Below are 25,697 nucleotides of genomic sequence, written 5' to 3'. Positions count from 1 at the left end.
GTCAGTTCAGAGACGCCCCGCTCGATTAGAAGGGGTTTTCCGTCAGCAGTCCGTTGACGAACTCGAACAGACCGGGACGGCGGTCACGGCGCAGGCGTTCGGCGTCCACGATCGCCCGGACGGCAGAGAACGCCCGATCAAGATCGTCGTTGACGACGATATAGTCGTATTCGCGCCAATGCTCGATCTCTGCGCGTGAATTCGCGAGCCGGGTCGCAATCACTTCCTCGCTGTCCTCGGCGCGCCGGTGCAGCCGCGACTGCAGTTCGGCCATGGACGGCGGCAGAATGAAGATCGAGACGACATCCCCGCCCATCTTTTCCTGCAATTGCTGGGCGCCCTGCCAATCGATGTCGAAGAGCATGTCTCGACCTTCGGCCATCGCTGCCTCGACGGCATCACGCGGCGTTCCATAGAAGTTGCCGTGCACCTCCGCCCATTCGAGGAGCGAGTCCGTCGCTCGCAGCGCCTCGAATTCGCGGACTGTCTTGAAAAAGTAATGCCGTCCCTCGATTTCGCTCGGCCGTCGCGCGCGCGTCGTCACGCTCACCGAGATGCTGAGTTCCGGATCGGCCTCGAGCAGGTTGCGAGCGATCGTCGACTTACCGGCACCGGACGGCGACGAAATCACGAGCATCAACCCACGGCGGGCAATCTTGATGGGCGAAGCGGTCGCCGGTTTCATGTCTTACTCCAGATTCTGAACCTGCTCGCGAAACTGATCGATCACGACCTTCAACTCGATTCCGGCGGCCGAGACCGCGGCGGCATTCGATTTCGAGCAGATCGTATTCGATTCGCGGTTAAATTCCTGTGCCAGGAAATCCAGCTTGCGGCCGACGGGACCGCCCTTTGCGAGAAGGTCGCGAGCAGCGGCGACATGCGAACCGAGACGGTCGATTTCCTCTCTGAGGTCCGCCTTCGTGGCAAGCAGTGCCACCTCGGCATGCAGTCTTTCGCGGTCGAGGGAGGACACGCCCTCCATCAGAAGCGCGACTTGCTGCGCCAGCCGTTCGGCGATCGCCGAAGGGCTCCGGGACGGGTCGCTCTCCACGCCGGCCGTCAGTTGCTCGACGCGATCCACATGCGCAAGCAGGATCTGGCCGAGCGCCGCCCCCTCCTCCTCACGCATGGACCGCAGGTCTCCAAGGGCGAGCGCCAAGCCGGAAAGGATATCGGCGTCGCGCGCGGCACGCTCGCTTTCGCTTTCTTCCGGCTCCCGAAAGTCGACGATGCCGCGGATCGAGAGCAACGTGTCGAACTTCAGCGGCGCCGGATCGACGAGATCACCAAGCTGCTCGCGCAGCCTCAATACTGCGGACAACGCAGCCTGGTTGACGACGGCCTCGACGCCAGCCTCGCCCCCGCTGACATTGAGGCCGATCTGCAGATTACCGCGGGCGAAATATTCGGAGGCAAGGCGCCGACAGTCGGGCTCGAAGCGTTCAAGACCCTGCGGCAGGCGGAGGCGAACATCGAGCCCTTTGCCGTTGACCGACCGCAATTCCCACGCCCAGCGATGGCGTCCGCTGCTGCCTTCTCTCCTCGCAAAGCCAGTCATCGATTGGAGCGGCATCATCACCTCCGTCCGCTGCTGCATGTTTCCTGAAATCGGCGCCGATTTGAGGACGAACGATGCAGCGTTTCAAAGTGCGACGGCGACCCTTATGCATCTGAGGAGACGCACGGCACTGCAGTCGCAAAAGCAATAGGGCGACGGCGCGGCATCCCGCAAGGGATATCCGCGCCGCGCCCTGTCCGTCCACAATAAGGGCCTGTTACTGCGCCTCGGCCGGCGTCACCGTCGGCTCGGCGGTTTTGGCGGCCTCTGCCGCCTTCGCTGCCTCTGCCGCTTTCTCCGCTTCGAGCTTTCTCCAACGCGTTACGTTGGCGTTGTGCTCGTCCAACGTCGCGGCAAAGACATGGCCGCCTGTTCCGTCCGCCACGAAATAAAGTTCCGGCGTGCGCGAAGGGTTGGCGACGGCTTCAAGTGCCGCGCGGCCTGGATTAGCAATCGGGGTCGGCGGCAAACCTTTGATGAGATAGGTGTTGTAAGGCGTCTCCTTATCAAGGTCCGACTTGAGGATTGCCCGGTCCGCCGGTTTCCCCTCCCCGCCGAAGATGCCGTAGATGATCGTGGGGTCGGATTGCAGCCGCATGCCCTTTTCGAGGCGGTTGATAAAGACCGACGCCACGCGCGGCCGCTCGTCCGCACGGCCCGTTTCCTTTTCGACGATCGAGGCGAGCGTCACGAACTCCTCGACGGTAGAGACCGGAAGATCGGGGTCGCGCATTTCCCAGATCTGATCGACCAGAGCCTTCTGCGCTGCGATCATCTGCTGGACGATCTCGGCACGCTTGGTGCCGCGGGTGAACTTGTAGGTGTCCGGCTTGAGCGTGCCCTCCGACGGTAGATCTTGCGGCAAGTCGCCGACCAGCACCGAATCGTCGGCGAGCCTGTTGAACATCTGCCTGACTGTCAGTCCCTCCGGAAGCGAAACGGAGTACAGGATCGACTTACCGGACTTCAGCAGTTGCATGATTTCCTGCATCGACGATCCGGCCTTGATTTCGTATTCACCCGCCTTGAGCGTTTCGTTGTCGAGATAGGCTTCAGACACGAAACGGAACACGCGGCCGTCGGTAATGATGTTGTTGCGCTCAAGGCCGCTGGCAATTTCGCTGATGCCCGCGCCACTGCGAACAATGAAGTTCTTGTTGGCCTCCAGCGGGCCGGGCTTTTCGTATTCGTGCATCGCATAATAGACCGCGCCGGCGGCTGCGAGCGCCACGAAGACGATGACCGTCATCACGAAATTGAGAAAGATGACGACCTGGCTCCGCGCTTTGCGGGAACGCTTCGGCGGTTGCGGAACCTTTTCCGGGCGCAGGGCCTCGCTTGCCGATTTCGGGATGATCGGCCTGTTGCTCCCGGTTTCATTGCGGCCGAATTGTACCGCGCTGTTATCGTTTGAGTCGCTCACGATTATCCCGAATCCGAAATTCGCAACTTCAATCGAGCTGCCACCGATGCGAATTTCGGCTTAGACCGACGGCAAGCTGAATGTGTCAGAGCAATGGATGTTCTACAATTTGTCAGAAATGCCTTGCGCGAACATAGTCTCGGCGTCGCCGCCAGCAGGCCGCGAATCCTCCGATTACAGCTTGTAGCGAGCAATGCGGCAAAAAGCAGGATCACAAGCCGGTGTTTGAACCGCGCCGGAGGTCGGAAAGCGGTTTTCCGACGCGATGACAATCCTCGGCAGCATCAGCCGAGAATCGTCGTGATCGATCGCGTCGCGTAGCCGGTCTTAGTCGCCGTTATAGCGGCGCAGCACCAGCGAGGCATTCGTGCCACCGAAACCGAAGGAGTTCGACAGCGCGACGTTGATCTCCCTCTTGCGCGCGACATGCGGCACCAGATCGATCTTCGTTTCCACGGAGGGATTGTCGAGGTTGAGAGTGGGCGGAGCAATATTGTCGCGAATCGCAAGCGCCGAGAAGATCGCCTCGATCGCACCCGCGGCGCCGAGCAGGTGCCCGATTGCCGACTTGGTCGAGGACATGGATATCTTGGAAGCGCTGTTGCCGACCAGCCGCTCGACCGCGCCGAGTTCGATCGTATCGGCCATCGTCGAGGTTCCGTGGGCATTGATATAGTCGATGTCGCCGGCCATCAGGCCGGCGCGCTTCAATGCCATCTGCATGCAACGATAGGCACCGTCGCCGTCCTCGGATGGGGCGGTGATGTGGAAGGCGTCGCCGGAAAGACCGTAGCCGACGATTTCCGCATAGATCTTGGCGCCGCGTGCCTTCGCATGCTCCAGCTCTTCGAGGATGACGACCCCCGCGCCTTCACCCATGACGAAACCGTCGCGGTCGGCGTCATAGGGGCGCGATGCCTTTTCCGGGTTGTCATTGTGCTGGGTCGAAAGCGCCTTGCAGGCGGCGAAACCTGCGAGCGAGATGCGGCAGATCGGCGATTCCGTGCCACCCGCCACCATCACATCGGCATCGCCAAGCGCGATCAGCCGGCTCGCGTCGCCGATCGCGTGCGCGCCCGTCGAGCAGGCTGTCACGACCGAGTGGTTCGGGCCACGCAGCTTATGTCGAATGGAGACCTGACCCGACGCGAGATTGATCAGGCGGCCGGGAATGAAGAACGGAGAAATACGACGCGGGCCCTTGTCGCGCAGCGTATAGCCCGCATCGACGATGCCCTCGAGACCACCGATGCCGGAGCCGATCAGCACGCCGGTCGCAATCTGGTCCTCATCGCTTTCCGGCTTCCAGCCGGCATCGGCCAGTGCCATGTCCGCGGCCGCCATCGCATAAACGATGAAGGGGTCGACCTTGCGCTGCTCCTTCGGCTCCATCCAGTCGTCAGCGTTGAAGGTGCCGTCCGAGCCGTCGCCGAAAGGAATACGGCAGGCGATCTTGGCAGGAAGATCCTCAACCTCGAATTCGGTGACCTTGCGCGCAGCGTTCTGGCCCGCGACAAGACGCGACCAGCTGACCTCGGTTCCGCAACCCAAAGGAGATACCATGCCGGTACCGGTGATAACGACACGTCTCATAACCCGTGACCCACCCTGACTGTTCAGTTCCAGAGCCGGACCGGACCACGCGTGACGACCCCGATCCGTGCATCCATTGTAAATTTCTCATGTGACGATCAGAGGGAAAGGCGGGAACGCTTTGCTGATCGAGACCCGCGGTCGACGCAGGCCAGCCCACTTCCCTGGGCTGGTACGGGCCGCGACAAGCGGCCCGTCAACGGCCTGGACCGTAAAGATCAGGCCTGAGCCTTCTCGATGAACTTGACGGCGTCGCCGACGGTCAGGATCGAATCTGCCGCGTCGTCCGGGATCTCGACACCGAATTCTTCTTCAAATGCCATGACCAGTTCGACGGTGTCGAGCGAGTCCGCGCCGAGGTCATCGATGAAGCTTGCGCCTTCGCTGACCTTTTCGGCGTCGACGCCAAGATGATCAATAACAATTTTCTTCACGCGTTCTGCGATATCGCTCATGTCGGAGTTCCTCGACCTTCGTTTCTCTGCGGCGCCATTCTTGGCGCCGTCACGTTCAATCAAGCCTGATAGACCAAGATGGTCCGCCGGGCAATCCATCCAACCGAACCCGCGGAAACCCAAGGCAGCAAGGGCTGCCGGACACCTGGCCGGACCGGTCGACTGCGCACAGTCATGGCCCGATTAACATGGTTTAAGTCTGCCGCAAAGGGCGAAAATGCCCGACATTCGCTTGGTCAACATTGAATTTCAGGCATTTGGCACCGACCCGTGAAGGTGTCGAACCAAGTGTCAGCGGCGGGTCACTCGCGCCGTTCTTCACCGATGCCGGATCAGATCATCGCCATGCCGCCATTGACGTGAATGGTCTGCCCGGTGACATAGCCCGCTTCGCTCGAAGCAAGATATGCAACCGCGGAAGCGACCTCCGCACCCGAGCCCATGCGCCGCATCGGGATAGCACCCATGATGCCTTCCTTCTGCTTATCGTTGAGCTTACCGGTCATCGCACTTTCGATGAAGCCCGGAGCGACGCAGTTGACGGTAACGTTGCGGGTGGCGATTTCCTGCGCGAGCGACTTGGAGAAGCCGATCATGCCGGCCTTCGAGGCACAATAGTTGGCCTGGCCGGGGTTCCCGGTAACGCCGACGACGGAGGTAATGTTGATGATGCGACCGAAGCGGCGGCGCATCATCGGATGGGTGAGCTCACGGGTCAGTCGAAAGACCGCCGTGAGATTGACCTCGATGACGCTGTCCCAGTCTTCATCGCTCATGCGGACGAAGAGCCCGTCCTTGGTGATGCCGGCATTGTTGACGAGGATATCGACCCCGCCGAGTTCAGCCTCAGCCTTCTCCCCAAGCGCCTTGACTTCGGCGCGATCGGAAAGATTGGCAGGGAAGATCTGGACACGCTCGCCAAGCGTGTTGGCGAGTGCTTCGAGCTTCTCGACACGGGTGCCGTGCAGGCCGACAATGGCACCCTGCGCGTGCAGGATGCGGGCGATTTCCTCGCCGATGCCGCCGGATGCGCCGGTGACGAGAGCCTTGCGGCCGGAAAGATCAAACATGGGCTTGTTCCTTATAACTGGAGCGCTCAGGCCAGAAGGGCGGCGAGCGCCGTGTCGATATCGGCGGGCGTATTGACGGCGATGCCGTTGACAGTCTTGTCGATCCGTCGGGCAAGTCCCGTCAGCACCTTGCCCGAGCCAATTTCATAAAGCGTCGTGACGTTGTTGGCCGCGAACCATTCGACCGTCTCGCGCCAGCGTACCTGGCCGGTCACTTGCTCGACGAGCAGGCGGGCGATCTCGCCGGCGTCGCTCACCGGAGCGGCCAGAACATTCGCCACAACCGGAACGGAAGGATCACGCTTCTCAACCTTGGCGAGTGCGTCGCGCATGGCGTCGGCGGCGGGCGCCATCAGCGACGAGTGGAAAGGTGCGGAGACCGGCAGCATTAGTGCACGTTTGGCGCCCTTTTCGGAGGCGCGTGCGGCCGCCTTCTCCACCGCCTGCTTCTCGCCCGAGATCACCAGCTGCCCGCCGCCATTGTCGTTGGCGACCTGGCAGGAGCCGAGCGAGGAGGCCTCACGACAAACCGCTTCGACATCGGCATGTTCCAGGCCGATGATTGCAGCCATGGCGCCTTTGCCGACGGGAACGGCCGCCTGCATCGCATTGCCGCGAATGCGGAGCAGCCGCGCAGTATCGGCAACTGAAAATGTTCCGGCAGCGCAAAGCGCGGAATATTCGCCCAGCGAATGGCCGGCGACGAAAGAAACCTTCCTCTTGAGATCGAGCCCCCTGGCCTCAAGCACGCGGATCACGGCCATCGAGACGGCCATCAGCGCCGGCTGCGCGTTTGCCGTCAACGTCAGCGTTTCCTCCGGTCCATTCCACATGACATCCGACAGCTTTTCGCCGAGCGCTTCATCGACTTCGGCGAAGACGGCTGCAGCCTCCGGAAAGGCGTCTGCCAGATCCTTGCCCATGCCGACAGCCTGACTGCCCTGCCCGGGGAACGTGAATGCTATGCTCATGGGATGCCCCTCCCTGGATCACGAAACGATTGGAGCGAGCCGGAATTCGCGCAATCGCTTCTCACACATTAGAACGGATGCCGGCGAACCCGCCTTGAATTCGTCATCCGCGCCAGTTTTTCTCTCCATTCACATTCCTGAACAGCGAGTCAAGCGTAGAGGCCGACCTTCGCGATTCCCGGCGGGCTTTTGCCCTTGATCTTCGTCAATCAAGGCGTAAGTTTGCCGCGCATTGCTGCCGCGCCGGCTGAAGAGCCATCAACCCCGGCGCCACTCATTTTCACTTGGCGGCGCGCCCTTTCCTCCCGCCGGCGCGAAACCGCATTCCACGAGGAACATTACGTCATGCGCTACAACACGCTGGGCCGCACAGGCATCAAGGTTTCGGAGATCTGCGTCGGCACAATGACCTGGGGCTCGCAGAATACGCAGACCGAAGCCCATGGACAGCTCAACTACGCCTTCGACCATGGCGTGAATTTCGTCGATACGGCCGAACTCTACCCGACGACACCGCTTTCAGCCGAAACCTACGGCAACACCGAACGCATCATCGGGAACTGGCTGGCGGCGCGCGGCCGGCGCGACGATGTGGTGCTCGCGACCAAGGTGGCCGGCCCCGGCCGTCCTTATATCCGCGACGGTGGACCGATGACGCCCGAAGGAATCGAGGAGGCCCTGAATGGCAGCCTCAAGCGACTGAAGACGGACTATGTGGACCTTTACCAACTTCATTGGCCGAATCGCGGCCATTATCACTTCCGCAATGCCTGGACCTACGACCCGTCGCGCCAAGACCAGGAGCATGTGGCGGCCGACCTGAAGGCGATACTCGACAAGCTTGGCGAGCTCGTGAAGGCCGGCAAGGTTCGCGCCATCGGGCTTTCGAACGAAACCGCCTGGGGCACCATGAAGATGCTCGATCTCGCCGACAGATATGGCCTGCCGCGCGTTGCGACGATCCAGAACGAATACAATCTGCTCTACCGGGCCTATGACCTCGATCTGGCGGAACTGTCCCATCACGAGGATGTCGGCCTGCTTGCCTATTCGCCGCTCGCGGCCGGTCTCCTGACCGGCAAATATCTCGAGGGGGCAAAGCCCGCAGGATCCCGCCTGTCGATCAACGGCGATCTAGGCGGACGATTCACGCCGCACCAGGAACCCGCCGTCGCCGCCTATGTGGCGCTCGCCCGCGAGCACGGTCTCGACCCGGCACAGATGGCGATCGCCTTCTGCCTGGCGCGCCCATTCATGGCTTCGGTCATCATCGGCGCGACCTCGATGGAACAATTGAAGACCGACATCGGCGGCACCGGCATCACGCTCTCGCAAGACGTGATGAACGGGATCCGGCGCCTCCATCGGCTCTACCCGGCACCGATCTGAGTGCCTCCCATCGCAAAGCGAGCGCTTAGGCCGCCATCTGGCGGCAACTCTCGGCGCAGCGCCAGCAGGCTTCGGCGCAGTCGGCCATGTCGCCGATGCGCTCGCAATCCTTGGCGCATTCGGTGCAGATCTCCGCACATTCCCGGCACAGATGCGGGTGATGAGGGCTGCCGATCAACATGAAATGCGCCGTCGTCCGGCAGATCTCGGCGCAGGCGGCCATCAGCCTGAAATGCGCCGGTTCGGTATGTTCGCCGCCCGCCTCGAGGCAATGGTTCATCGCGGTCGACAGGCAAGTGGCATAACAGTCCAGGCAATTGTCGATGCACGCTTGCATTTTTGGATCAACATGGGCCATCGTCGGCTCCCGCTGTTTTGAGTTGCGCCGATATCCAACAGCAATGACCGGCGATTGTTCCGGCGGCACCCGACAGTGCCCGGACGCCGAAGTTCGGATCGCGGCTTGCATTTCGGCGGAAAATCCGTATAAGCGCGCTGTTCGAAACACCCGGTCTTCTGGCTGGTGGCTGAACGGAGGGCCGGTTTCCGCGTTGGAAGCCGCCAGGAATGCAAGGCATTCCGGCCTCCCGTGTCTCCGCTCTCGACCGTCTCGATACAACACTTTCTTGCCGGCCCTCGCGGCCCATAGAACAGTCGTTGAGGCTTAGCCGCCGAGGTCCGGGGTGATTAACGCAAGAAAGGCAAGCCACAATGGCTCTTTATGAACACGTATTCCTTGCCCGGCAGGATATCACGCCGCAGCAGGTCGATGCCCTCGTCGAGCAGTACAAGGGCGTCATCGAAGCGAACGGCGGCAAGGTCGGTCGCGTCGAGAACTGGGGCCTGAAGTCCCTCACCTACCGCATCAAGAAGAACCGCAAGGCTCATTACGTCCTGATGGACATCGATGCTCCGGCACCGGCCGTCCACGAAGTCGAGCGCCAGATGCGCATCAACGAAGACGTCCTGCGCTACATGACGATCGCCGTCGAAAAGCACGAGGAAGGCCCGTCCGCGATGATGCAGAAGCGTGATCGCGACGATCGTCCGCGCGGCGAAGGCCGTGGCCCGCGTGAAGGCGGCTTCGACCGTGGCCCGCGTCCGGACCGTGGCGACCGTGAAGACCGTCCGCGCCGTCCGCGTGAAGACCGCGCGTAACCCGAAGCTAAGGAGATAAAAACAATGGCTGAAGTTTCTTCCGCTCCGGTACGCCGTCCGTTCCACCGTCGCCGCAAGACCTGCCCCTTCTCGGGTGCGAACGCTCCGCGGATCGACTACAAGGACATCCGCCTCCTGCAGCGCTACATTTCCGAGCGCGGCAAGATCGTTCCGTCCCGCATCACGGCCGTTTCCCAGAAGAAGCAGCGCGAACTCGCCCAGGCGATCAAGCGTGCACGCTTCCTCGGCCTGCTGCCCTACGTCGTTTCGTAAGGCGGACTGACTCTCCGTCAGTCAAATGACTCGACGGCAACTGACTCCGAGGCAAGGCTTTTCCGCACGGTAAGTGCCTTGCCTCTCTCCCTTCCGCGGTGGGCGCGGATCGGAACCGGCGCATGCGCCAAATCCCATGTTGGGGCCTTACTCGACCCCTAACTGCGTTGAAGCAGGACAGCGAACGTGAATATCTGGAACAGGACATCGCTGATCACCGGCGCCCTCGCCGGCATTACCGCCGCCCTTCTATCGATGGGCGCGAACACGCAGTCGTCCTTTGCGATCGTCCTTTACGCCGCTTCCGCGCTGCCTATCCTGATTGCCGGCCTCGGCTGGGGCAACGCAGCCGCGATCGTCGCGATTGTCGTTGCCGGCGCGACTGCCGCCACGCTCGTTTCCGCCTATTTCGCGCTGCTGATCCTGCTCGTGACTCTTGTTCCGGCCGGCTGGCTCAGCCACCTCGCAAACCTTGCGCGCCCTGCCTCCGAACTCGGCGGCCCGGAAGGGGCGCTTGCCTGGTATCCGTTGTCTGACATTCTTGGCCACCTCGCCGGGCTCGTCACCGTCGGGATGATCATCGTCGGCTATATCGTCGGGTACGATTCCGGCGTCTCGGACCGCATGATCGACATGGTGATCGAGGCGGTGAAGGCGCAGGAGCCGCTCTACAATCCGGATGCCGCAGCCATCGCGCAGATCAAGTCGATGTTCACGCTCGCGCTGCCGCTCGTACAGGGCGCGATCTGGGTGCTGATGCTTTTTGCCGCCTACTATCTCGCAACCCGGATCGTCCAGACGTCCGGAAGGTCGCTGCGTCCGCGCGAAGACATTCCGTCCTCGTTGAGGATGCCTCGCAACGCGATTTTCGCGTTTCTCGCCGGCCTGGTGCTTGCCTTTCTCGGCGGAGCGCCGGCGGCGATCGGCGCCCTCATTTGCGGCACGTTCGGCGCAGGCTTCCTGCTCTCGGGCTTTGCCTCGTTCCACTTCCGCACGCGCGGCAGGTCCTGGCGGCTTCCCGTGCTGTGGATCGCCTACCTGTCGGTGTTCGTCTTCACGATCCCGGCTGTGTTCTTCCTCCTGTCCGGTCTGACCGACACGCGACGCACCATCGCGGTCACGCCGACCGGAAAAAACTGACCAACGATACAACGACAAACTGAAAGGAAATCGAAATGGAAGTCATTCTCCTCGAACGCATCGCCAAGCTCGGCCAGATGGGCGAAACCGTAAAGGTTCGCGACGGCTTCGCACGCAACTACCTGCTGCCGCTCGGCAAGGCACTGCGCGCCAACGCCGCCAACAAGGCACGTTTCGAAACCGAGCGCGCAACGCTCGAAGCCCGCAACCTCGAGCGCAAGTCCGAAGCCCAGACGGTCGCAGACAAGCTGGACGGCAAATCCTTCATCATCGTCCGCTCCGCTGGTGAAACCGGCCAGCTCTACGGCTCGGTTGCTGCCCGCGACATCGTTGAGGCGATTGCTGCCGAAGGCTTCAACATCAACCGCAACCAGGTCGACCTCAACCACCCGATCAAGGCAATCGGTCTGCACAAGGTGACGCTGCACCTGCATGCGGAAGTCGAAATCGCCGTTGAAGTCAACGTCGCCCGTTCGGCCGAAGAAGCCGAGCGTCAGGCCAAGGGCGAAAGCCTGACGTCTGCTGACGCCATCTACGGCGTCGACGAAGACGCCCTGAAGCCGGAAGACTTCTTCAACCCGGAAGCTGAGTTCGAAGCTGAAGAAGAATAAGCCCTCGCGGCTGACATGAATTGAAAGGCCCGGATCCGGCGATCCGGGCCTTTTCATTTGCGCGAGAGGTTACTGGGAACGCTTTGCGCTGCATGCACCACAGCGACCTTTGCGCGTCTCATAAGACGCGCGGCGCTGCGGGCGCTCGGCCGCCGTTCACAAAAGACGTCTGAACGCGAATCAGATACCTTTCGCGGCGTTCGCAGCGTCAATTGCCGTGATCGTTTTTTCGCCGTTTGTGACGCGTGCCTGTGGAACAGTCGAACAACGGGCAAAGACCGCGAGCGCGATTGCATGGTTCGCGACTGTTGCACGGCAGCACTTGACCCACAGGACCGTAGGCAGCAAACCGGATAGCTCACACGACCTACACACGCGGAAATGGAACGATCGATGAACGACGCAGCGCGCAAGCTCGCCCCCTTGGCCAAGGATCAGGCGGACCAGCATTATCGCGAGGCGCCGAACAATCTGGAAGCCGAACAGGCGTTGCTCGGCGCAATCCTGGTCAACAACGATGCGTTCTACCGGGTGTCCGATTTCCTGAAGCCGGTCCATCTGTTCGAGCCATTGCACCGCCGCATCTTCGAGGTCGCCGGCGAGATCATCCGCATGGGCAAGACCGCCAACCCGGTCACGATCAAGACCTTCCTCAAGGCGGACGAAAAAGTCGGCGACCTGACCGTCGCCCAATACCTCGCACGCCTTGCCGCCGAGGCCGTTTCGATCATCAACGCGGAGGATTACGGCCGCGCCATCTATGACCTGGCGTTGCGCCGTTCGCTGATCACCATCGGCGAGGACATGGTCAACATCGCCTATGACGCGCCGCTCGACATGCCGCCGCAAAGCCAGATCGAGGACGCGGAACGGCGCCTTTTCGAGCTTGCCGAAACCGGACGCTATGACGGCGGCTTCCAGTCGTTCAGCGACGCTGTGACACTCGCCATCGACATGGCTGCGACGGCGAAGGACAGGGACGGCCATCTTTCCGGCATTTCGACCGGCATCCATTCGCTCGATGGAAAGATGGGCGGCCTGCAGCGTTCGGACCTGATCATCCTCGCCGGTCGCCCGGGCATGGGCAAGACATCGCTCGCGACCAATATTGCCTACAACATCGCCGCGGCCTACGAGCCCGAGGTGCAACCGGATGGCTCCTTCAAGGCGAGGAACGGCGGTGTCGTCGGCTTCTACTCGCTCGAAATGTCGTCCGAGCAGCTCGCCACCCGTATCATCTCCGAGCAGACCGAGGTTTCGTCCTCGAAGATCCGCCGCGGCGACATTTCGGAAGCCGATTTCGAGAAGCTCGTCGCCTGCTCGATGATGATGCAGAAGGTACCGCTCTATATCGACCAGACCGGTGGCATCTCGATCGCCCAGCTCGCGGCGCGCGCCCGTCGCCTCAAGCGTCAGCGCGGTCTCGACGTGCTCGTCGTCGACTACGTCCAGCTGATGACCGGTTCGAAGAAGGCGGGCGACAACCGCGTGCAGGAAATCACCGAAATCACCACCGGCCTAAAGGCGCTCGGCAAGGAACTGAACGTGCCGATCATCGCGCTCTCACAGCTCTCGCGCGCCGTTGAAAGCCGTGAGGACAAGCGCCCGCAGCTCTCCGACCTGCGTGAATCGGGATCGATCGAGCAGGACGCCGACGTCGTGCTCTTCGTGTTCCGCGAGGAATACTACGTAAAGAACATGGAACCGCGCGACGAACTCGATCCGAAGTACGAAGAGTGGAAGATGAAGATGGAGCAAGTGAAGGGCACGGCCGATGTGATCATCGCCAAGCAGCGCCACGGACCGACCGGCACGGTGAAGCTCGCCTTCCAATCCGAATTCACGCGCTTCTCGGACTTGGCGGATTCGTCCTTCACGCAGTACGAGCACTGAGCAATTCCAGGAAAAGTGTGTAACGGTTTTCCGTCCGGACTTGCGTAATTTCAAAGAGTTAGATCATTTCACTGTTTCAAAGAAACAATGAAATGATCTAAGCGACGGGCGGCACCTCCTCGTCCCGCTCCAGCCTCTCACGCGCCGATCAACGCTCTGGCGACTGCCACGACGATCACGCCTGTCGCAACGGACGCCAGCAGCGGCAGCCTCGTCGCTGCAAGCGCAGTCGCAAACGCCGCAAGCGTTTCCGCCGGTCCGGTAACGAGCGCCGTCGGGGCAATGACGGCCATCAGGACTGCGGGCGGTATGGCCTCCAAAGCCTTTCTTTGTTGCGGTCCGATCGTCACGAAGCGGATAAGCAGCAAGCCGCTGATGCGTGTCAGGACCGTCGCGGCGGCCATTGCCAGGATCGCGAGAAAAACATTAGGATCAACCGTCATGCGCAAGCCTCCCGGCGCTGATCGATGACAAGCGTCGCAATGACGCCGGCGGCAGCACCCGCGGCGATATACCAGACGCCGGGCAGCAATTGGTGGCTCAGCACTGCCGCCGCGGCACTTGCCGCAAGCACGGCGCCGGTCTCCCGCCCTTTCCAAAACCCCATCAGCAGAACGACAAAGACTGCGGGGAAGGCAAAGTCGAGACCGATTGCTTTTGGGTCGCCAAGGAAAGCGCCGGCGACCGAGCCCGCCAGGCTCGCCAAGACCCACACGAAGTAGAAAGGCACCGCAAGGCCGGCATACCACGCGGCGGACAGGCGTGCCTGTGCTGCCCGAGTCTCGGCCATTGCCCAAATCTCATCCGCAAGCAGCAGCATCGCGGCGTATTTCGTCGGACCGGAGAAGGCGGGCATCTTGGTGCCAATCGAGGCGCTCATCAGCACGTGCCGGATATTGACGAGCAGCGCCGAAAAACCGAGCGCGCCCCAGGACGCCGGATGGCTCCAGATGTCCATGGCGACGAACTGCGAGCCGCCGGCAAAGACCAAGGCACTCATCAGCGTCACTTCGAGGCTGGACAGACCCTTGCTTGCCGCAACCGCACCAAAGACAAGGCCGATCGGCATGACGGCGACGATGAGCGGCGCCATCGTCCTGACCCCGCCGGAAAACTCTCGAATGACATCCTTCTTGTTCACGCTGGTCGCTCCGCTTTTCAATCGCACCAAGGCACTAGATTCGAAGAGGGTGGCGTGTCTTGAACGAAATTGATCAGCCGGCGCGGAATGCACCCGGCGTGACGCCGGTTCTCGCCTTGAAATGGCGGCTGAAGTGTGCCTGGTCGGCAAAGCCGCAATGGTAGGCCGTATCGACCGCCGACCAGCGCTGCCGCAGCAGCGTCTTTGCCTCGCGCACGCGCTTGTCGGTCAAAAAAGCGTGCGGCGTGATATGGAATTCCTTGCGGAATGCGCGGATCAGATGCGCACGGCTGAGCCCGGCCACCTCAGCAAGCTCGTCGAGGCCAAGGTCGCGGGAATAATTGGCGATCAAATAGTCTCGGGCGCGATGCACGGCTGAAGGCTCCCGCGCCTCCACGGGAAGAATGATCGCGCTGCCGTGACGCTGGAACAGCTTGGCCAGGAAGCTGAACATTTCCTCATCCGCCTCCAGGGCGCCCGCCTTTCCCTCGAGAGCCCTGTGGGCGCGATGAAAGGCGACGGCAAGCTCAGGGTCACGAAGCAGCAGTCGCGAGAAGCAGGGCGTTCCTCTGAAGGCGCGACCGGTGACGTCCTCGAGGACATCGACGAGCAGTTCCACGGATGGATAGATCATCCGGTAGCGATAGCCGTCGAGGCCCGGATGCCCATCGTGAATCTCGTCGGGATTGATGAGATAGAGATCGCCGGGCCCGGTCTGCGATCGTTCGCCCTTGATCGTACTGATCTGCGAACCCGCCTCGATTGCGCCGATGCTGAACGTGTCGTGGGCATGGGGCGCAAACTCGTGGGTGATGAAGGTGGCGCTCAGGCATTCCATGCCATTGAAGCGCGCATCACGCCAGAAGCGTGTCTGCTCGGCCCCCTTGAGCGGCATGGCCTCGATGGCCTCTTCCTGCGAGATCGTCTGCATCACGCAAAGGTTAGCGGCATCGGCACTGCGCGTCTTGCACAAAAGTGCTCGTTGCGTCCCGCACTGACTGCCGGCGCCAGCGGATCGTTTGCGGCCTCCGTCGCCACGATGTATTGCTGCAATATCGTCCACTCAGAGCTTCCGGTATGCACGACCCAGATTTCCTCTCTGCCTCCAACAGGCTCACCATCGACCTCGCGGCGCTGGCCGACAATTGGCGGGCCATGAACGACCGCTCCGGCACGGCTCGCGCGGCGGCCGTCCTCAAAGCGGATGCGTATGGGATCGGCATCGCTCAGGCGGCCCCTGCTCTTTACGCCGCCGGTGCACGCGACTTCTTCGTAGCGAACGCGGAAGAAGGCGCGGAGCTCCGCCCGTTGGTTCCGGATGGGCGCATCTACATTCTGGCCGGCATGTGGCCGGGCAATGAGGAACTTTTCTTCGACAATGATCTCGTGCCGATCATCAACTCGGAAGAGCAACTCGCCGTTTTCATGGCGGCGCTTTCCGAGCGCGGCGACCATCCTTGCGTGCTTCACGTCGACACCGGCATGAACCGGCTCGGGCTGTCGGTCGAGGAAGCCGTCGCGCTCGCCAACGACCCTGCGCGTCCGGCGAGCTTCTCACCCGTGCTGATCATGAGCCATCTTGCCTGCGGCGACGATCCAAAACATCCGATGAACCTCTATCAGCTCGATCGGTTCCATGAGGCGGCTGCCGCCTTCGCGGGCGTCCCGGCGAGCCTTGCGAATTCCGGCGGTGTTTTCCTCGGCAAGGACTACCATTTCGACCTTACACGCCCTGGAATCGCCGTTTATGGCGGCGAGGCGGTGAACGGCGCTATCAACCCGATGAAGCCGGTGGTCACCGCCGAGGCTCGCATCATTCAGGTTCGCACGGTCCCCTCCGGCGCGACGGCGAGCTACGGCGCATCGGCACGCTTCAGCCGCGACACCCGTATCGCAACGGTCGCGATCGGCTACGCCGACGGATATCACCGTTCGGTTTCCGGCGGCGGCGTGACGCTCCGACAGGCGATGCCCTCGGGCGCCTATGGTTTCCTGCATGGCCGGAAGGTGCCGCATGTCGGCCGGGTCACCATGGACCTCAGCCTGTTCGACGTCACCGACCTGCCGGAAAAGGCCGTCCGAGCCGGCGATTATATCGAGCTCTTCGGCCGCAATGTCGCGATAGACGATGTTGCACGCGCTGGCGGAACGATCGGTTACGAGTTGCTGACGAGCCTCGGGCATCGCTACCATCGCAGCTATATCGGCGGCGCTTGAACACTACAGCGCCGCGCGTCCATCAGACGCGCAAAGAACCCTGTAGCACTTTGAATTGCTGCATGTTTTTATCCTTAAATCGGCTACGATTTCAGGAAACATGCAGTGGACCTCGCTGCTTCGACAGACAGTCGCCGAAAAACACCCTTTCGGGCCGCATTTCGCGGCATTATGTGAGCGGTGGCGGTGATTCTCCGAATCACGGCCGTATTCACGCAGCCTCCCGCAAATCCGAAAGCCAGTCTCGATGGCGAAAGCCCGCACCCAGTTCATCTGCCAAAATTGCGGCACCGTCCATTCCCGTTGGGCGGGCAAATGCGATGGCTGCGGCGAGTGGAACACGATCATCGAGGAAGACCCGACCGCGGGCATCGGCGGCGGTCCGTCGCGCGCGCCGAAGAAGGGGCGCCCCGTCGCGCTTACCACGCTTTCCGGCGAGATCGAGGACGCGCCGCGTATCGAGACGGGGATATCCGAACTCGACCGCGTCACCGGCGGCGGCTTCGTGCGCGGCTCGGCCTTGCTCGTCGGTGGCGATCCCGGCATCGGCAAGTCGACCGTGCTGATGCAGGCGGCGGCCGCCCTTTCTCGCCGCAAGCATCGCGTCATCTATGTCTCGGGAGAGGAGGCCGTCGCCCAGGTGCGCTTGCGCGCCCAGCGGCTCGGGGCCGCCGACAGCGACGTGCTCCTTGCCGCCGAAACCAACGTCGAAGATATCCTGGCGACGCTTGCCGACGGCAAGCGCCCCGACCTCGTCATCATCGATTCGATCCAGACGCTCTGGAGCGACATCGTCGATTCTGCGCCCGGGACCGTGACCCAGGTACGAACCGGTGTCCAGGCGATGATCCGCTTCGCCAAGCAGACCGGCACGGCGGTCGTGCTCGTCGGCCATGTGACGAAGGAAGGGCAGATCGCCGGCCCGCGTGTCGTCGAGCACATGGTCGATGCCGTGCTCTATTTCGAAGGTGATCGCGGCCACCACTACCGCATCCTCAGGACCGTCAAGAACCGCTTCGGCCCGACCGACGAGATCGGCGTGTTCGAGATGTCGGACAGGGGCTTGCGCGAAGTCGCCAATCCGTCGGAACTGTTTCTCGGGGAGCGCAACGAGAAATCACCGGGAGCCGCTGTCTTTGCCGGCATGGAAGGAACCCGGCCGGTGCTGGTGGAGGTGCAGGCGCTCGTCGCGCCGACGTCGCTCGGAACACCGCGCCGTGCGGTCGTCGGCTGGGATTCCGCGCGCCTCTCGATGATCCTCGCCGTGCTTGAAGCCCATTGCGGCGTTCGCCTCGGCCAGCACGACGTTTATCTCAATGTTGCCGGCGGTTATCGCATTTCCGAGCCTGCCGCCGACCTTGCGGTCGCTTCCGCGCTGGTTTCGTCGCTCGCCGGGCTTGCCCTTCCGGCCGATTGCGTCTATTTCGGCGAAGTCAGCTTGTCGGGCGCCATCCGGCCGGTTGCGCATACCGCCCAACGTCTCAAGGAAGCCGAGAAGCTCGGTTTCTCCCAGGCCGTATTACCGTCTGCATCGACCGAACTGCCGAAGAACGGCAACGGCCGGTGGAGCGAAATGGAAAGCCTGCCGGATCTCGTGGCGCGTATCGCCGGATCGCGAGGCGCTCTGCGGCAGACGGAAGGCGACGACGAATGACTTACAGCGCGGCGCGTCTTATCAGACGCGCAAAGGACGCTGTAGCACTTTGAATTGCTGCATGTTTTATCCTTAAAGCGGCGACGATTTAAGGAAACATGCAGTAGGCCGGGATCGGCAAGAGCAGCCGCCGAAGTCCGCCTTGACAATTGGTCGTGGAAAGACGTTCTGAATGCGTGCAGACAGAACCGACGGCGGATAAGCTTGGTGTGGCCCGGATCAAGACGGGGTCGGAGTAAGGACAACATGCCCATTACAATTCTCGATGCTATCGTTCTCGGCGTCGCGCTGTTTTCGGCCATCCTCGCCATGGTCCGCGGGTTCTCGCGCGAGGTCCTGTCGGTCGCGAGCTGGGTCGGCGCGGCGGCGGCGGCCTATTTCCTCTACCCCTATTTGCTGCCCTACGCTTCGCAATACACCAGCAGCGACACGGTCGCGATGATCGGCTCGGCCGCCGTGGTCTTCCTGGTGGCGTTGATCGTCATTTCCTTCATCACGATGCGGATCGCCGATTTCATAATCGACAGCCGCATCGGCGCGCTCGACCGGACCCTTGGCTTCCTGTTCGGCGCCGCCCGCGGCATCCTGCTTGTCGTCGTCGCCATGCTGTTCTTCAACTGGCTGGTCGCTCCGCAGCAGCAGCCGATCTGGGTAACCCAGGCGAAATCGAAACCGCTGCTCGACAATCTCGGCAACAAGCTGATTGCCCTCTTGCCGGAAGAGGCCGACGCCACCATCCTCGACCGCTTGCGCGGCAAGGACAACACCGGCGAAGGCGAACCTGAAACCCCTCCGGGTGCGAACGACCAGGCCCCCGTCCAGGATGCGCCGACGAACGGCTGAGACAGGAACCTCAGTTTGCGACAAGGCCCGCTGCGCGGGCTTTGTCCATTTGGAATAACGCTTGCCACTGTTTTCGGCTAAGATCGCTTGAAGACGGGCAGCCTGATCACGATATGCGCACCGGCATGGAGCAAAAGGCGAACTTGTGATGACCGATCTCAGATCCAGTGAAATCCACGACGAACTCGATGGCGATACCCTGCACGAGGAATGCGGAGTCTTCGGCATTCTGGGACATCCGGATGCAGCCACCCTGACGGCACTTGGATTGCACGCGCTCCAGCATCGCGGCCAGGAAGCGGCCGGTATCGTCACCTTCGACGGCAAGCAGTTCTACACCGAAAAGCGCATGGGTCTCGTCGGAGACCACTATACCGACCCCGCAACGCTCGCCAAGCTACCGGGCTATATTTCGATCGGGCATACGCGCTACTCGACGACCGGCGAAGTAGCGTTGCGCAACGTCCAGCCACTTTTTGCCGAACTCGAAGTCGGCGGCATCGCCATCGCCCATAACGGCAACTTCACCAACGGACTGACGCTGCGCCGCCAGTTGATTGCCGACGGCGCGATATGTCAGTCGACCTCAGACACTGAAGTCGTCCTTCACCTCATTGCCCGCTCCAAGCAGACCTCCTCCTCCGATCGCTTCATCGACGCCATCCGCCAAATGGAAGGCGGCTATTCGATGTTGGCTATGACGCGCACCAAGCTGATTGCCGCGCGCGACCCGATCGGTATTCGCCCCCTCGTCATGGGCGAGCTCGACGGCAAGCCGATTTTCTGCTCGGAAACCTGCGCGCTTGACATCATTGGCGCCAAGTACATCCGTGACGTCGAGAACGGCGAAGTGGTCATTTGCGAGATCCAGCCGGACGGGTCGATCTCGATCGACGCGCGCAAGCCGGAAGCACGGCAGCCGGAACGGCTCTGCCTCTTCGAATACGTCTACTTCGCCCGCCCGGATTCGGTCGTCGGTGGTCGCAGCGTCTATGTGGCCCGCAAGAATATGGGCATCAATCTCGCCAAGGAATCGCCTGTCGAGGCGGATGTGGTCGTTCCTGTGCCCGACGGCGGCACACCGGCCGCGCTCGGCTATGCACAGCAGAGCGGCATTCCCTTCGAATACGGCATCATCCGCAACCACTATGTCGGGCGGACCTTCATCGAGCCGACACAGCAGATCCGTGCGTTCGGCGTCAAGCTGAAGCATTCAGCCAACCGCGCCATGATCAAGGACAAGCGCGTGGTACTCGTCGACGATTCCATCGTGCGTGGGACGACGTCGGTCAAGATCGTACAAATGATCCGCGATGCCGGCGCACGCGAAGTGCACATCCGCGTGGCAAGCCCGATGATCTTCCATCCGGACTTCTACGGGATCGATACGCCGGACCGCGACAAGTTGCTCGCCAACCAGCATCCCGATCTCGAGTCCATGTGCCGCTTCATCGGAGCCGACTCGCTCGAGTTCCTGTCGATCGACGGTCTCTACCAGGCTGTCGGGGGTGCATCGCGCGACCCGCAAGCTCCGCAATTCACCGATCACTATTTCACCGGTGACTACCCGACGCGCCTGCTCGACCAGGAAGGCGCAAGCAACGTCCGCAAACTCTCGGTTCTCGCCAGCAACGGATAAAAAGACAATCAAATGACGCCCAATCTGAAAGACCGGGTCGCCGTCGTCACCGGCGCATCGCGCGGTATCGGCTATTTCACTGCTCTCGAACTTGCCAAGGCTGGCGCGCATGTCATCGCCTGCGCGCGCACGGTCGGTGGCCTCGAAGAACTGGACGATGCCATCAAGACGGTCGGCGGTTCGGCCACGCTCGTCCCCTTCGACCTGGCGGACATGGCGGCAATCGACAAGCTCGGAGGAGCGATCCACGAGCGCTGGGGTAAACTCGATATCCTCGTTGCCAATGCAGGCGTGCTCGGCACGATTTCGCCAATCGGCCATGTCGAGGCGAAGGTGTTCGAAAAGGTGATGACGATCAACGTCACCGCGACCTGGCGGCTGATCCGCTCGGTCGAGCCACTGCTCGTCAAGTCCGACGCGGGCCGCGCGCTTATTCTCTCATCGGGCGCTGCGCACAAGTGCAAGCCCTTCTGGGGCCCCTACTCCGCTTCCAAGGCGGCCGTCGAGGCACTCGCACGTACCTGGGCGCACGAAACCCAGCGACTGCCGCTCCGCATTCTCAGCGTCGATCCGGGTCCGACCCGCACCGCAATGCGGGCCCAGGCGATGCCCGGCGAAGATCCGGCAACCGTGCCGCATCCATCCGAAGTCGCGGCCGCGCTGATGCCGCTTCTCGGGCCTGAGCAGACCGAGACCGGCAAACTCTTCATCGTTCGCGAAAACAAGATCGTCGACTATCGGATGCCGGAATAGCCGCCGTGCGTTCAAGTAAACGCACAAAGGACGCTCTAGCACTTTGATTCTAGAGCATCTTATCCGCTTTCAGTGATTCCACTTGAAAGCGGGATGCTCTAGAAAGCAGCAGCAAAGAAGAAAGCCACCGTGGGTCATCCGCGGTGGCTTTCTTCTTTGAGAATTGCCGTTTAATCGTTGTCGCCGGGCAATCCATCGCCACCCTGCGCCGGGTGTGCCGGCCAGTCGCCGTATTTACGCTGCCAGGAGCGGGCGCCGAACGGCAGGCTGATCAGATAGGCAAGCGCCGTCACCACCATCGTTTCCCATGTATAGGTCATCAGTGTCGCGACATAGAAGACGACGACAAGAATGGCCGGCAGGACGAGATCGCGGCGCAAGCGGCTGTTCTCCGACTTGCCGGACCAGACCGGCAGGCGGCTGACCAGAAGGAAGGCGATCAGCACTGTATAGGCCGAAGCGATCAGCGCAAACAGTCGCTCCGGCGCAAGGCCGAGCAGACCGAGATAGACAGGCAACAGCACCAGCATGGCGCCGGCAGGTGCTGGAACGCCGACGAAATATTCCGACTGCCAGGATGCCTTGACCTGGCGCTCGGCCATGACGTTGAAGCGCGCCAGCCGCAATCCGGTGGCAATCGCGTAGATCAATGCGGCGATCCAACCGATCGACCGCGCCTGGTCAAGCACGAAGACGTATAGAACCAATGCCGGCGCGACGCCGAAATTGATGATATCCGCAAGCGAATCCATCTGGCCGCCGAAGCTCGACGTCGCCTTGAGCAGGCGGGCGACCCGTCCATCGATACCGTCGAGGAACGCCGCGAAAAGGACCATGGCGACGGCGAGCTCGACGCGGTTCTCGAAGGCGAGCCGGATGCCGGAGAGGCCGGCGCAGATCGCCAGCACGGTGATCATGTTGGGGATCATCAAGCGCAGCGGAATTTCGCGCAGACGCGGCCCACGCGCCTTGTCGTTCGATCCGTCCACGTCCGCGGCGGGTTGCACTGCTTCCGTCGGCTTTTCCTGCTGGGGCTCTTCCATGACGGCTCCTTATGCGCGGCGGCTGATGACTGGCCCCTTGGCGGAGCCGAATTCAGCAAGCACCGTTTCGCCGGCGACGGCAGTCTGGCCGACGCTGACGCGCGGCTCGGCTCCCTCTGGCAGAAACACATCAAGCCGGGAGCCGAACCGGATGAGCCCGAAGCGTTCGCCGGCTTCGAGCGACGCGTTTTGCGTGGTCCAGCAGAGGATACGCCGCGCGACCAGGCCGGCAATCTGGACCACGCCGATTTCGCCGTGCTTCGTCTCGATGACGAGGCCATTGCGTTCGTTCTCGTGGCTGGCCTTGTCGAGTTCGGCGTTTACGAACCTGCCGGCCCGATAGGCAATGCGGCGCACGGTTCCGCTCATCGGCGCGCGGTTCACATGGCAATTGAAGACGTTCATGAAAACCGAGATGCGCAGCATGGGCGTCGACCCCAGGCCCAATTCATCCGGCGGAGTCACCACCGCAATCGAGGAGACACGGCCGTCGGCCGGGCTGATGACGACGTCGTCGTCGATCGGCGTCATGCGCTCGGGGTCGCGGAAGAAGTAGGCGCACCAGGCGGTCAACAGGAAGCCGATCCACATCAGCGGTTCCCACAGTAAGCCAAGCACCAGCGACACAACGAAGAAAATCGCAATGAAGCGGTAGCCTTCCTTGTGCACCGGGACGAGCGTGTTTCGCACCGTGTTGACCAAGCTCATGAACTCTACTCCAGATTTGACGTGGAAGGTGACCTAGCGCGAAATCCGGACTCCGGCAACGTCGAAAGATTGGTCCCAATCGCCGTGCGCTCGCCACCAGTCATCAAGCGGCTGGTTGGCCGCGGTCGATGATGCCTAGATCGTCGCTCTCGCGCACCCGCTTCAACTGCTCTTCCGCCTGCGTTGCCTCGCGCTGGCGGCTCCACATGGAAGCGTAAAGACCATCGCGATCGATCAGTTCCCCGTGCGTGCCGCGCTCGGCGATCACGCCATCCTTGAGGACGATGATCTCGTCTGCATGGATGACGGTCGACAGGCGGTGGGCGATGACGAGCGTCGTGCGGTTGCGGGAAACGACATCCAGTGCCGCCTGAATTTCCTGTTCCGTCTTGGTATCGAGCGCGGATGTCGCCTCGTCGAGGATCAGGATCGGCGGTGCCTTCAGGATCGTGCGCGCAATCGCCACACGCTGCTTCTCGCCACCGGAAAGTTTCAGACCGCGTTCGCCGACCATGGCCCGGAACCCTTCCGGAAGGCCGCGGATGAAACCGGCGATCTGTGCCGCCTCGGCAGCCGACTCGACCTCGGAGTCGGACGCCTCGATGCGACCGTAGCGTATGTTGTAGGCGATCGTATCGTTGAAGAGCACCGTGTCCTGCGGGACCATGCCGATGACCGCGCGCAGGCTTTTCTGCGTCACGTCGCGAACATCCTGTCCGTCGACAGTGATCGACCCCTCCTGGACATCGTAGAAGCGGTAGAGCAGCCGCGACAATGTCGACTTGCCCGCTCCGGAAGGTCCCACGACTGCCACCGTCTTGCCGGCGGGAACGTCGAAGGAAATCCCTCTGAGGATCGGACGGGCGGGATCGTAGGCGAAATGCACGTCCCTGAAGGAGATCGCGCCCTTGTCGATTGTCAGCCCCCTCGCGTCCGGCCGATCGACCACCTCCGCCTGAACATCGAGCAGGTCGAACATGTGCTCGATATCGGTCAGGCCCTGGCGGATTTCGCGGTAGACAAAGCCGATGAAATTCAGCGGGATGGCAAGCTGGATCAGCATGGCGTTGACGAAGACGAAATCACCGATCGTCTGATCGCCACGCTGCACCGCAAGTGCCGATATCGTCATCATCGCCGCGGTGCCCGCGCCGAAGATCAGCGCCTGGCCGAAGTTCAGCCAGCCGAGCGAAGTCCAGACCTGGGTCGCGGCGCGCTCGTAGCGCTCCATCGACCCGTCGAAGCGCTTCGCCTCCATCTCTTCGTTGCCGAAATATTTGACGGTCTCGAAGTTAAGGAGCGAATCGATCGCCTTGGTGTTCGCATCGGTGTCGCTGTCGTTCATCGAGCGGCGAATGGCGATGCGCCAGTCGCTGGCGCGCACCGTGAACCAGATGTAGAGCCAGACCGTCACGGCGGTCACGAAGAGGTAGCTGAAGCCGTAGCCCCACCAGAAGATCACCGCCGTCAGCAGGAACTCGATGAGCGTCGGCACGCTGTTCAGGATCGTAAACCGGACGATCGTCTCGATGCCCTTGGTTCCGCGCTCGATAATCCGCGAGAGCCCGCCCGTGCGCCGCTCGAGATGGAAGCGGAGCGAGAGCTGATGCATGTGGACGAATGTCCGGTAGGCAAGCTGCCGCACGGCATGCTGGCCGACGCTCGCAAAGAGCGCGTCACGCAGCTGGTTCAGGCCCGCCTGTAGCAGACGTGCAAGGTTGTAGGCGAGCACCAGCATGACCGCGCCGGTCAGGAACTGCGGCAGCGAGGCCAGTGCGTCCGGCCTGCTGTTCAAGGCGTCGGTGGCCCACTTGAAGAAATAGGGAACGAGAATAAGGACGACCTTCGCGACCACGAGGATCAAGGTCGCCCAGACGACCCGCAATTTCAGATCCGCGCGATCTGCCGGCCACATATAGGGCCAGAGGTTCGCGATGGTCTCCAACGGATTGCTCGTGTCGGCGGAAACCGTCTTTTTCTGGTTATGGGGTGCCACGTCTCAGTCCGCTTCCAGTTCTACTGCACGTTTCCTTAAATCGGAGCCGATTTAAGGATAAAACATGCAGCAATTCAAAGTGCTACAGAGTCCTTTGTGCGCCTGAAAACGCGCAAGGCGCTATGGATCGTCAATGAAAAGCGGCGTCTTTTGGAGACGCCGCGTT

The 25,697-nt window shown here is 61.9% G+C and carries 25 protein-coding genes; 11 read left to right on the top strand and 14 right to left on the bottom strand.

Translation table 11 applies throughout. The annotated features are described in order from the left end of the window. Nucleotides 1-25 precede the first annotated feature (25 nt). The 7 genes from gmk to fabD form a co-directional block, all read right to left on the bottom strand. The gene (gmk, locus tag RB548_RS04870; protein WP_331373902.1) at nucleotides 26-685 is read right to left on the bottom strand and encodes a guanylate kinase; all 660 of its coding nucleotides are present in this window, start codon (nucleotides 683-685) and stop codon (nucleotides 26-28) included. Between the two features lie 3 nt (nucleotides 686-688). Further along, complete coding sequence (locus RB548_RS04865; RefSeq protein ID WP_331374884.1) at nucleotides 689-1,576, bottom strand: YicC/YloC family endoribonuclease; 888 nt, start codon at nucleotides 1,574-1,576, stop codon at nucleotides 689-691. Nucleotides 1,577-1,778: 202 nt separating this feature from the next. Next, nucleotides 1,779-2,984 carry an endolytic transglycosylase MltG gene (gene mltG, locus RB548_RS04860; RefSeq protein WP_331373901.1) on the bottom strand — a complete coding sequence of 402 codons (1,206 nt, stop codon included), beginning with the start codon at nucleotides 2,982-2,984 and terminating at the stop codon, nucleotides 1,779-1,781. Nucleotides 2,985-3,311: 327 nt separating this feature from the next. Then, nucleotides 3,312-4,577, bottom strand: a complete 1,266-nt coding sequence (gene fabF, locus RB548_RS04855; protein ID WP_331373900.1) for a beta-ketoacyl-ACP synthase II — start codon at nucleotides 4,575-4,577, stop codon at nucleotides 3,312-3,314. 218 nt (nucleotides 4,578-4,795) lie between these two features. Continuing rightward, on the bottom strand, nucleotides 4,796-5,032 hold the full coding sequence (locus RB548_RS04850) for an acyl carrier protein (protein WP_003531676.1): 237 nt from the start codon (nucleotides 5,030-5,032) through the stop codon (nucleotides 4,796-4,798). Between the two features lie 332 nt (nucleotides 5,033-5,364). Continuing rightward, nucleotides 5,365-6,102, bottom strand: coding sequence for a 3-oxoacyl-[acyl-carrier-protein] reductase (gene fabG / locus RB548_RS04845; RefSeq protein WP_331373899.1), 738 nt, complete (start codon nucleotides 6,100-6,102; stop codon nucleotides 5,365-5,367). Nucleotides 6,103-6,128: 26 nt separating this feature from the next. Beyond that, entirely contained in the window at nucleotides 6,129-7,073 is a 945-nt protein-coding gene (gene fabD, locus RB548_RS04840; protein WP_331373898.1) for an ACP S-malonyltransferase, read from the bottom strand. 345 nt (nucleotides 7,074-7,418) lie between these two features. Here fabD and RB548_RS04835 point away from each other — a divergent pair, with 345 nt between their 5' ends. Beyond that, nucleotides 7,419-8,462: an aldo/keto reductase gene (locus RB548_RS04835; RefSeq protein ID WP_331373897.1), complete on the top strand. Its 1,044-nt coding sequence runs from the start codon at nucleotides 7,419-7,421 to the stop codon at nucleotides 8,460-8,462. 25 nt (nucleotides 8,463-8,487) lie between these two features. On the opposite strand, the gene RB548_RS04830 is transcribed toward RB548_RS04835, so the two are convergent. Beyond that, nucleotides 8,488-8,820 (bottom strand): four-helix bundle copper-binding protein, encoded by a 333-nt coding sequence (locus tag RB548_RS04830; RefSeq protein WP_331373896.1) that lies wholly within the window; start codon nucleotides 8,818-8,820, stop codon nucleotides 8,488-8,490. 353 nt (nucleotides 8,821-9,173) lie between these two features. Here RB548_RS04830 and rpsF point away from each other — a divergent pair, with 353 nt between their 5' ends. From rpsF to RB548_RS04805, 5 genes are all read left to right on the top strand, one after another. Beyond that, complete coding sequence (gene rpsF, locus RB548_RS04825; protein WP_034854248.1) at nucleotides 9,174-9,620, top strand: 30S ribosomal protein S6; 447 nt, start codon at nucleotides 9,174-9,176, stop codon at nucleotides 9,618-9,620. Nucleotides 9,621-9,644: 24 nt separating this feature from the next. After that, nucleotides 9,645-9,893 (top strand): 30S ribosomal protein S18, encoded by a 249-nt coding sequence (gene rpsR / locus RB548_RS04820; protein ID WP_025426448.1) that lies wholly within the window; start codon nucleotides 9,645-9,647, stop codon nucleotides 9,891-9,893. Between the two features lie 186 nt (nucleotides 9,894-10,079). Further along, nucleotides 10,080-11,033 carry a YybS family protein gene (locus tag RB548_RS04815; RefSeq protein ID WP_331373895.1) on the top strand — a complete coding sequence of 318 codons (954 nt, stop codon included), beginning with the start codon at nucleotides 10,080-10,082 and terminating at the stop codon, nucleotides 11,031-11,033. A gap of 35 nt (nucleotides 11,034-11,068) precedes the next feature. Then, the gene (gene rplI / locus RB548_RS04810; RefSeq protein ID WP_331373894.1) at nucleotides 11,069-11,644 is read left to right on the top strand and encodes a 50S ribosomal protein L9; all 576 of its coding nucleotides are present in this window, start codon (nucleotides 11,069-11,071) and stop codon (nucleotides 11,642-11,644) included. Between the two features lie 393 nt (nucleotides 11,645-12,037). Further along, entirely contained in the window at nucleotides 12,038-13,537 is a 1,500-nt protein-coding gene (locus RB548_RS04805; protein WP_331373893.1) for a replicative DNA helicase, read from the top strand. 137 nt (nucleotides 13,538-13,674) lie between these two features. Here the strand turns inward: RB548_RS04805 and RB548_RS04800 are convergent, their stop codons facing one another. The 3 genes from RB548_RS04800 to RB548_RS04790 all read right to left on the bottom strand — a co-directional run bounded on the left by RB548_RS04800 (nucleotide 13,675) and on the right by RB548_RS04790 (nucleotide 15,609). Further along, a complete protein-coding gene (locus RB548_RS04800) occupies nucleotides 13,675-13,980 on the bottom strand; it encodes an AzlD family protein (RefSeq protein ID WP_331373892.1) in 306 nt (101 codons plus the stop codon). Beyond that, nucleotides 13,977-14,630, bottom strand: a complete 654-nt coding sequence (locus RB548_RS04795) for an AzlC family ABC transporter permease (RefSeq protein ID WP_331374883.1) — start codon at nucleotides 14,628-14,630, stop codon at nucleotides 13,977-13,979. The genes RB548_RS04800 and RB548_RS04795 overlap by 4 nt, the downstream gene beginning before the upstream one ends. 121 nt (nucleotides 14,631-14,751) lie before the next feature. Beyond that, a complete protein-coding gene (locus tag RB548_RS04790; protein ID WP_331374882.1) occupies nucleotides 14,752-15,609 on the bottom strand; it encodes an AraC family transcriptional regulator in 858 nt (285 codons plus the stop codon). 146 nt (nucleotides 15,610-15,755) lie between these two features. Here RB548_RS04790 and alr point away from each other — a divergent pair, with 146 nt between their 5' ends. The 5 genes from alr (at nucleotide 15,756) to RB548_RS04765 (ending at nucleotide 21,784) form a co-directional block, all read left to right on the top strand. Beyond that, entirely contained in the window at nucleotides 15,756-16,895 is a 1,140-nt protein-coding gene (gene alr / locus RB548_RS04785) for an alanine racemase (RefSeq protein WP_331373891.1), read from the top strand. 247 nt (nucleotides 16,896-17,142) lie between these two features. Then, the gene (gene radA / locus RB548_RS04780; protein ID WP_331373890.1) at nucleotides 17,143-18,549 is read left to right on the top strand and encodes a DNA repair protein RadA; all 1,407 of its coding nucleotides are present in this window, start codon (nucleotides 17,143-17,145) and stop codon (nucleotides 18,547-18,549) included. Nucleotides 18,550-18,795: 246 nt separating this feature from the next. Beyond that, nucleotides 18,796-19,392 (top strand): CvpA family protein, encoded by a 597-nt coding sequence (locus RB548_RS04775; RefSeq protein ID WP_331373889.1) that lies wholly within the window; start codon nucleotides 18,796-18,798, stop codon nucleotides 19,390-19,392. Between the two features lie 148 nt (nucleotides 19,393-19,540). Further along, complete coding sequence (gene purF, locus RB548_RS04770) at nucleotides 19,541-21,031, top strand: amidophosphoribosyltransferase (RefSeq protein WP_331373888.1); 1,491 nt, start codon at nucleotides 19,541-19,543, stop codon at nucleotides 21,029-21,031. Between the two features lie 12 nt (nucleotides 21,032-21,043). After that, the gene (locus RB548_RS04765) at nucleotides 21,044-21,784 is read left to right on the top strand and encodes an SDR family NAD(P)-dependent oxidoreductase (RefSeq protein WP_331373887.1); all 741 of its coding nucleotides are present in this window, start codon (nucleotides 21,044-21,046) and stop codon (nucleotides 21,782-21,784) included. Between the two features lie 170 nt (nucleotides 21,785-21,954). Here RB548_RS04765 and pssA read toward each other — a convergent pair whose 3' ends face one another. The 3 genes from pssA to RB548_RS04750 all read right to left on the bottom strand — a co-directional run bounded on the left by pssA (nucleotide 21,955) and on the right by RB548_RS04750 (nucleotide 25,531). Further along, nucleotides 21,955-22,827 (bottom strand): CDP-diacylglycerol--serine O-phosphatidyltransferase, encoded by an 873-nt coding sequence (gene pssA / locus RB548_RS04760; protein ID WP_331373886.1) that lies wholly within the window; start codon nucleotides 22,825-22,827, stop codon nucleotides 21,955-21,957. Nucleotides 22,828-22,836: 9 nt separating this feature from the next. Then, nucleotides 22,837-23,535 (bottom strand): phosphatidylserine decarboxylase, encoded by a 699-nt coding sequence (locus RB548_RS04755; RefSeq protein WP_331373885.1) that lies wholly within the window; start codon nucleotides 23,533-23,535, stop codon nucleotides 22,837-22,839. A gap of 103 nt (nucleotides 23,536-23,638) precedes the next feature. Continuing rightward, nucleotides 23,639-25,531: an ABCB family ABC transporter ATP-binding protein/permease gene (locus RB548_RS04750; protein ID WP_331373884.1), complete on the bottom strand. Its 1,893-nt coding sequence runs from the start codon at nucleotides 25,529-25,531 to the stop codon at nucleotides 23,639-23,641. Nucleotides 25,532-25,697 lie beyond the last annotated feature (166 nt).

The organism is Sinorhizobium chiapasense, from assembly GCF_036488675.1.
In the GTDB taxonomy this organism is placed as follows: domain Bacteria; phylum Pseudomonadota; class Alphaproteobacteria; order Rhizobiales; family Rhizobiaceae; genus Sinorhizobium; species Sinorhizobium chiapasense.
This window is presented reverse-complemented; position numbering and strand designations above follow the sequence as displayed.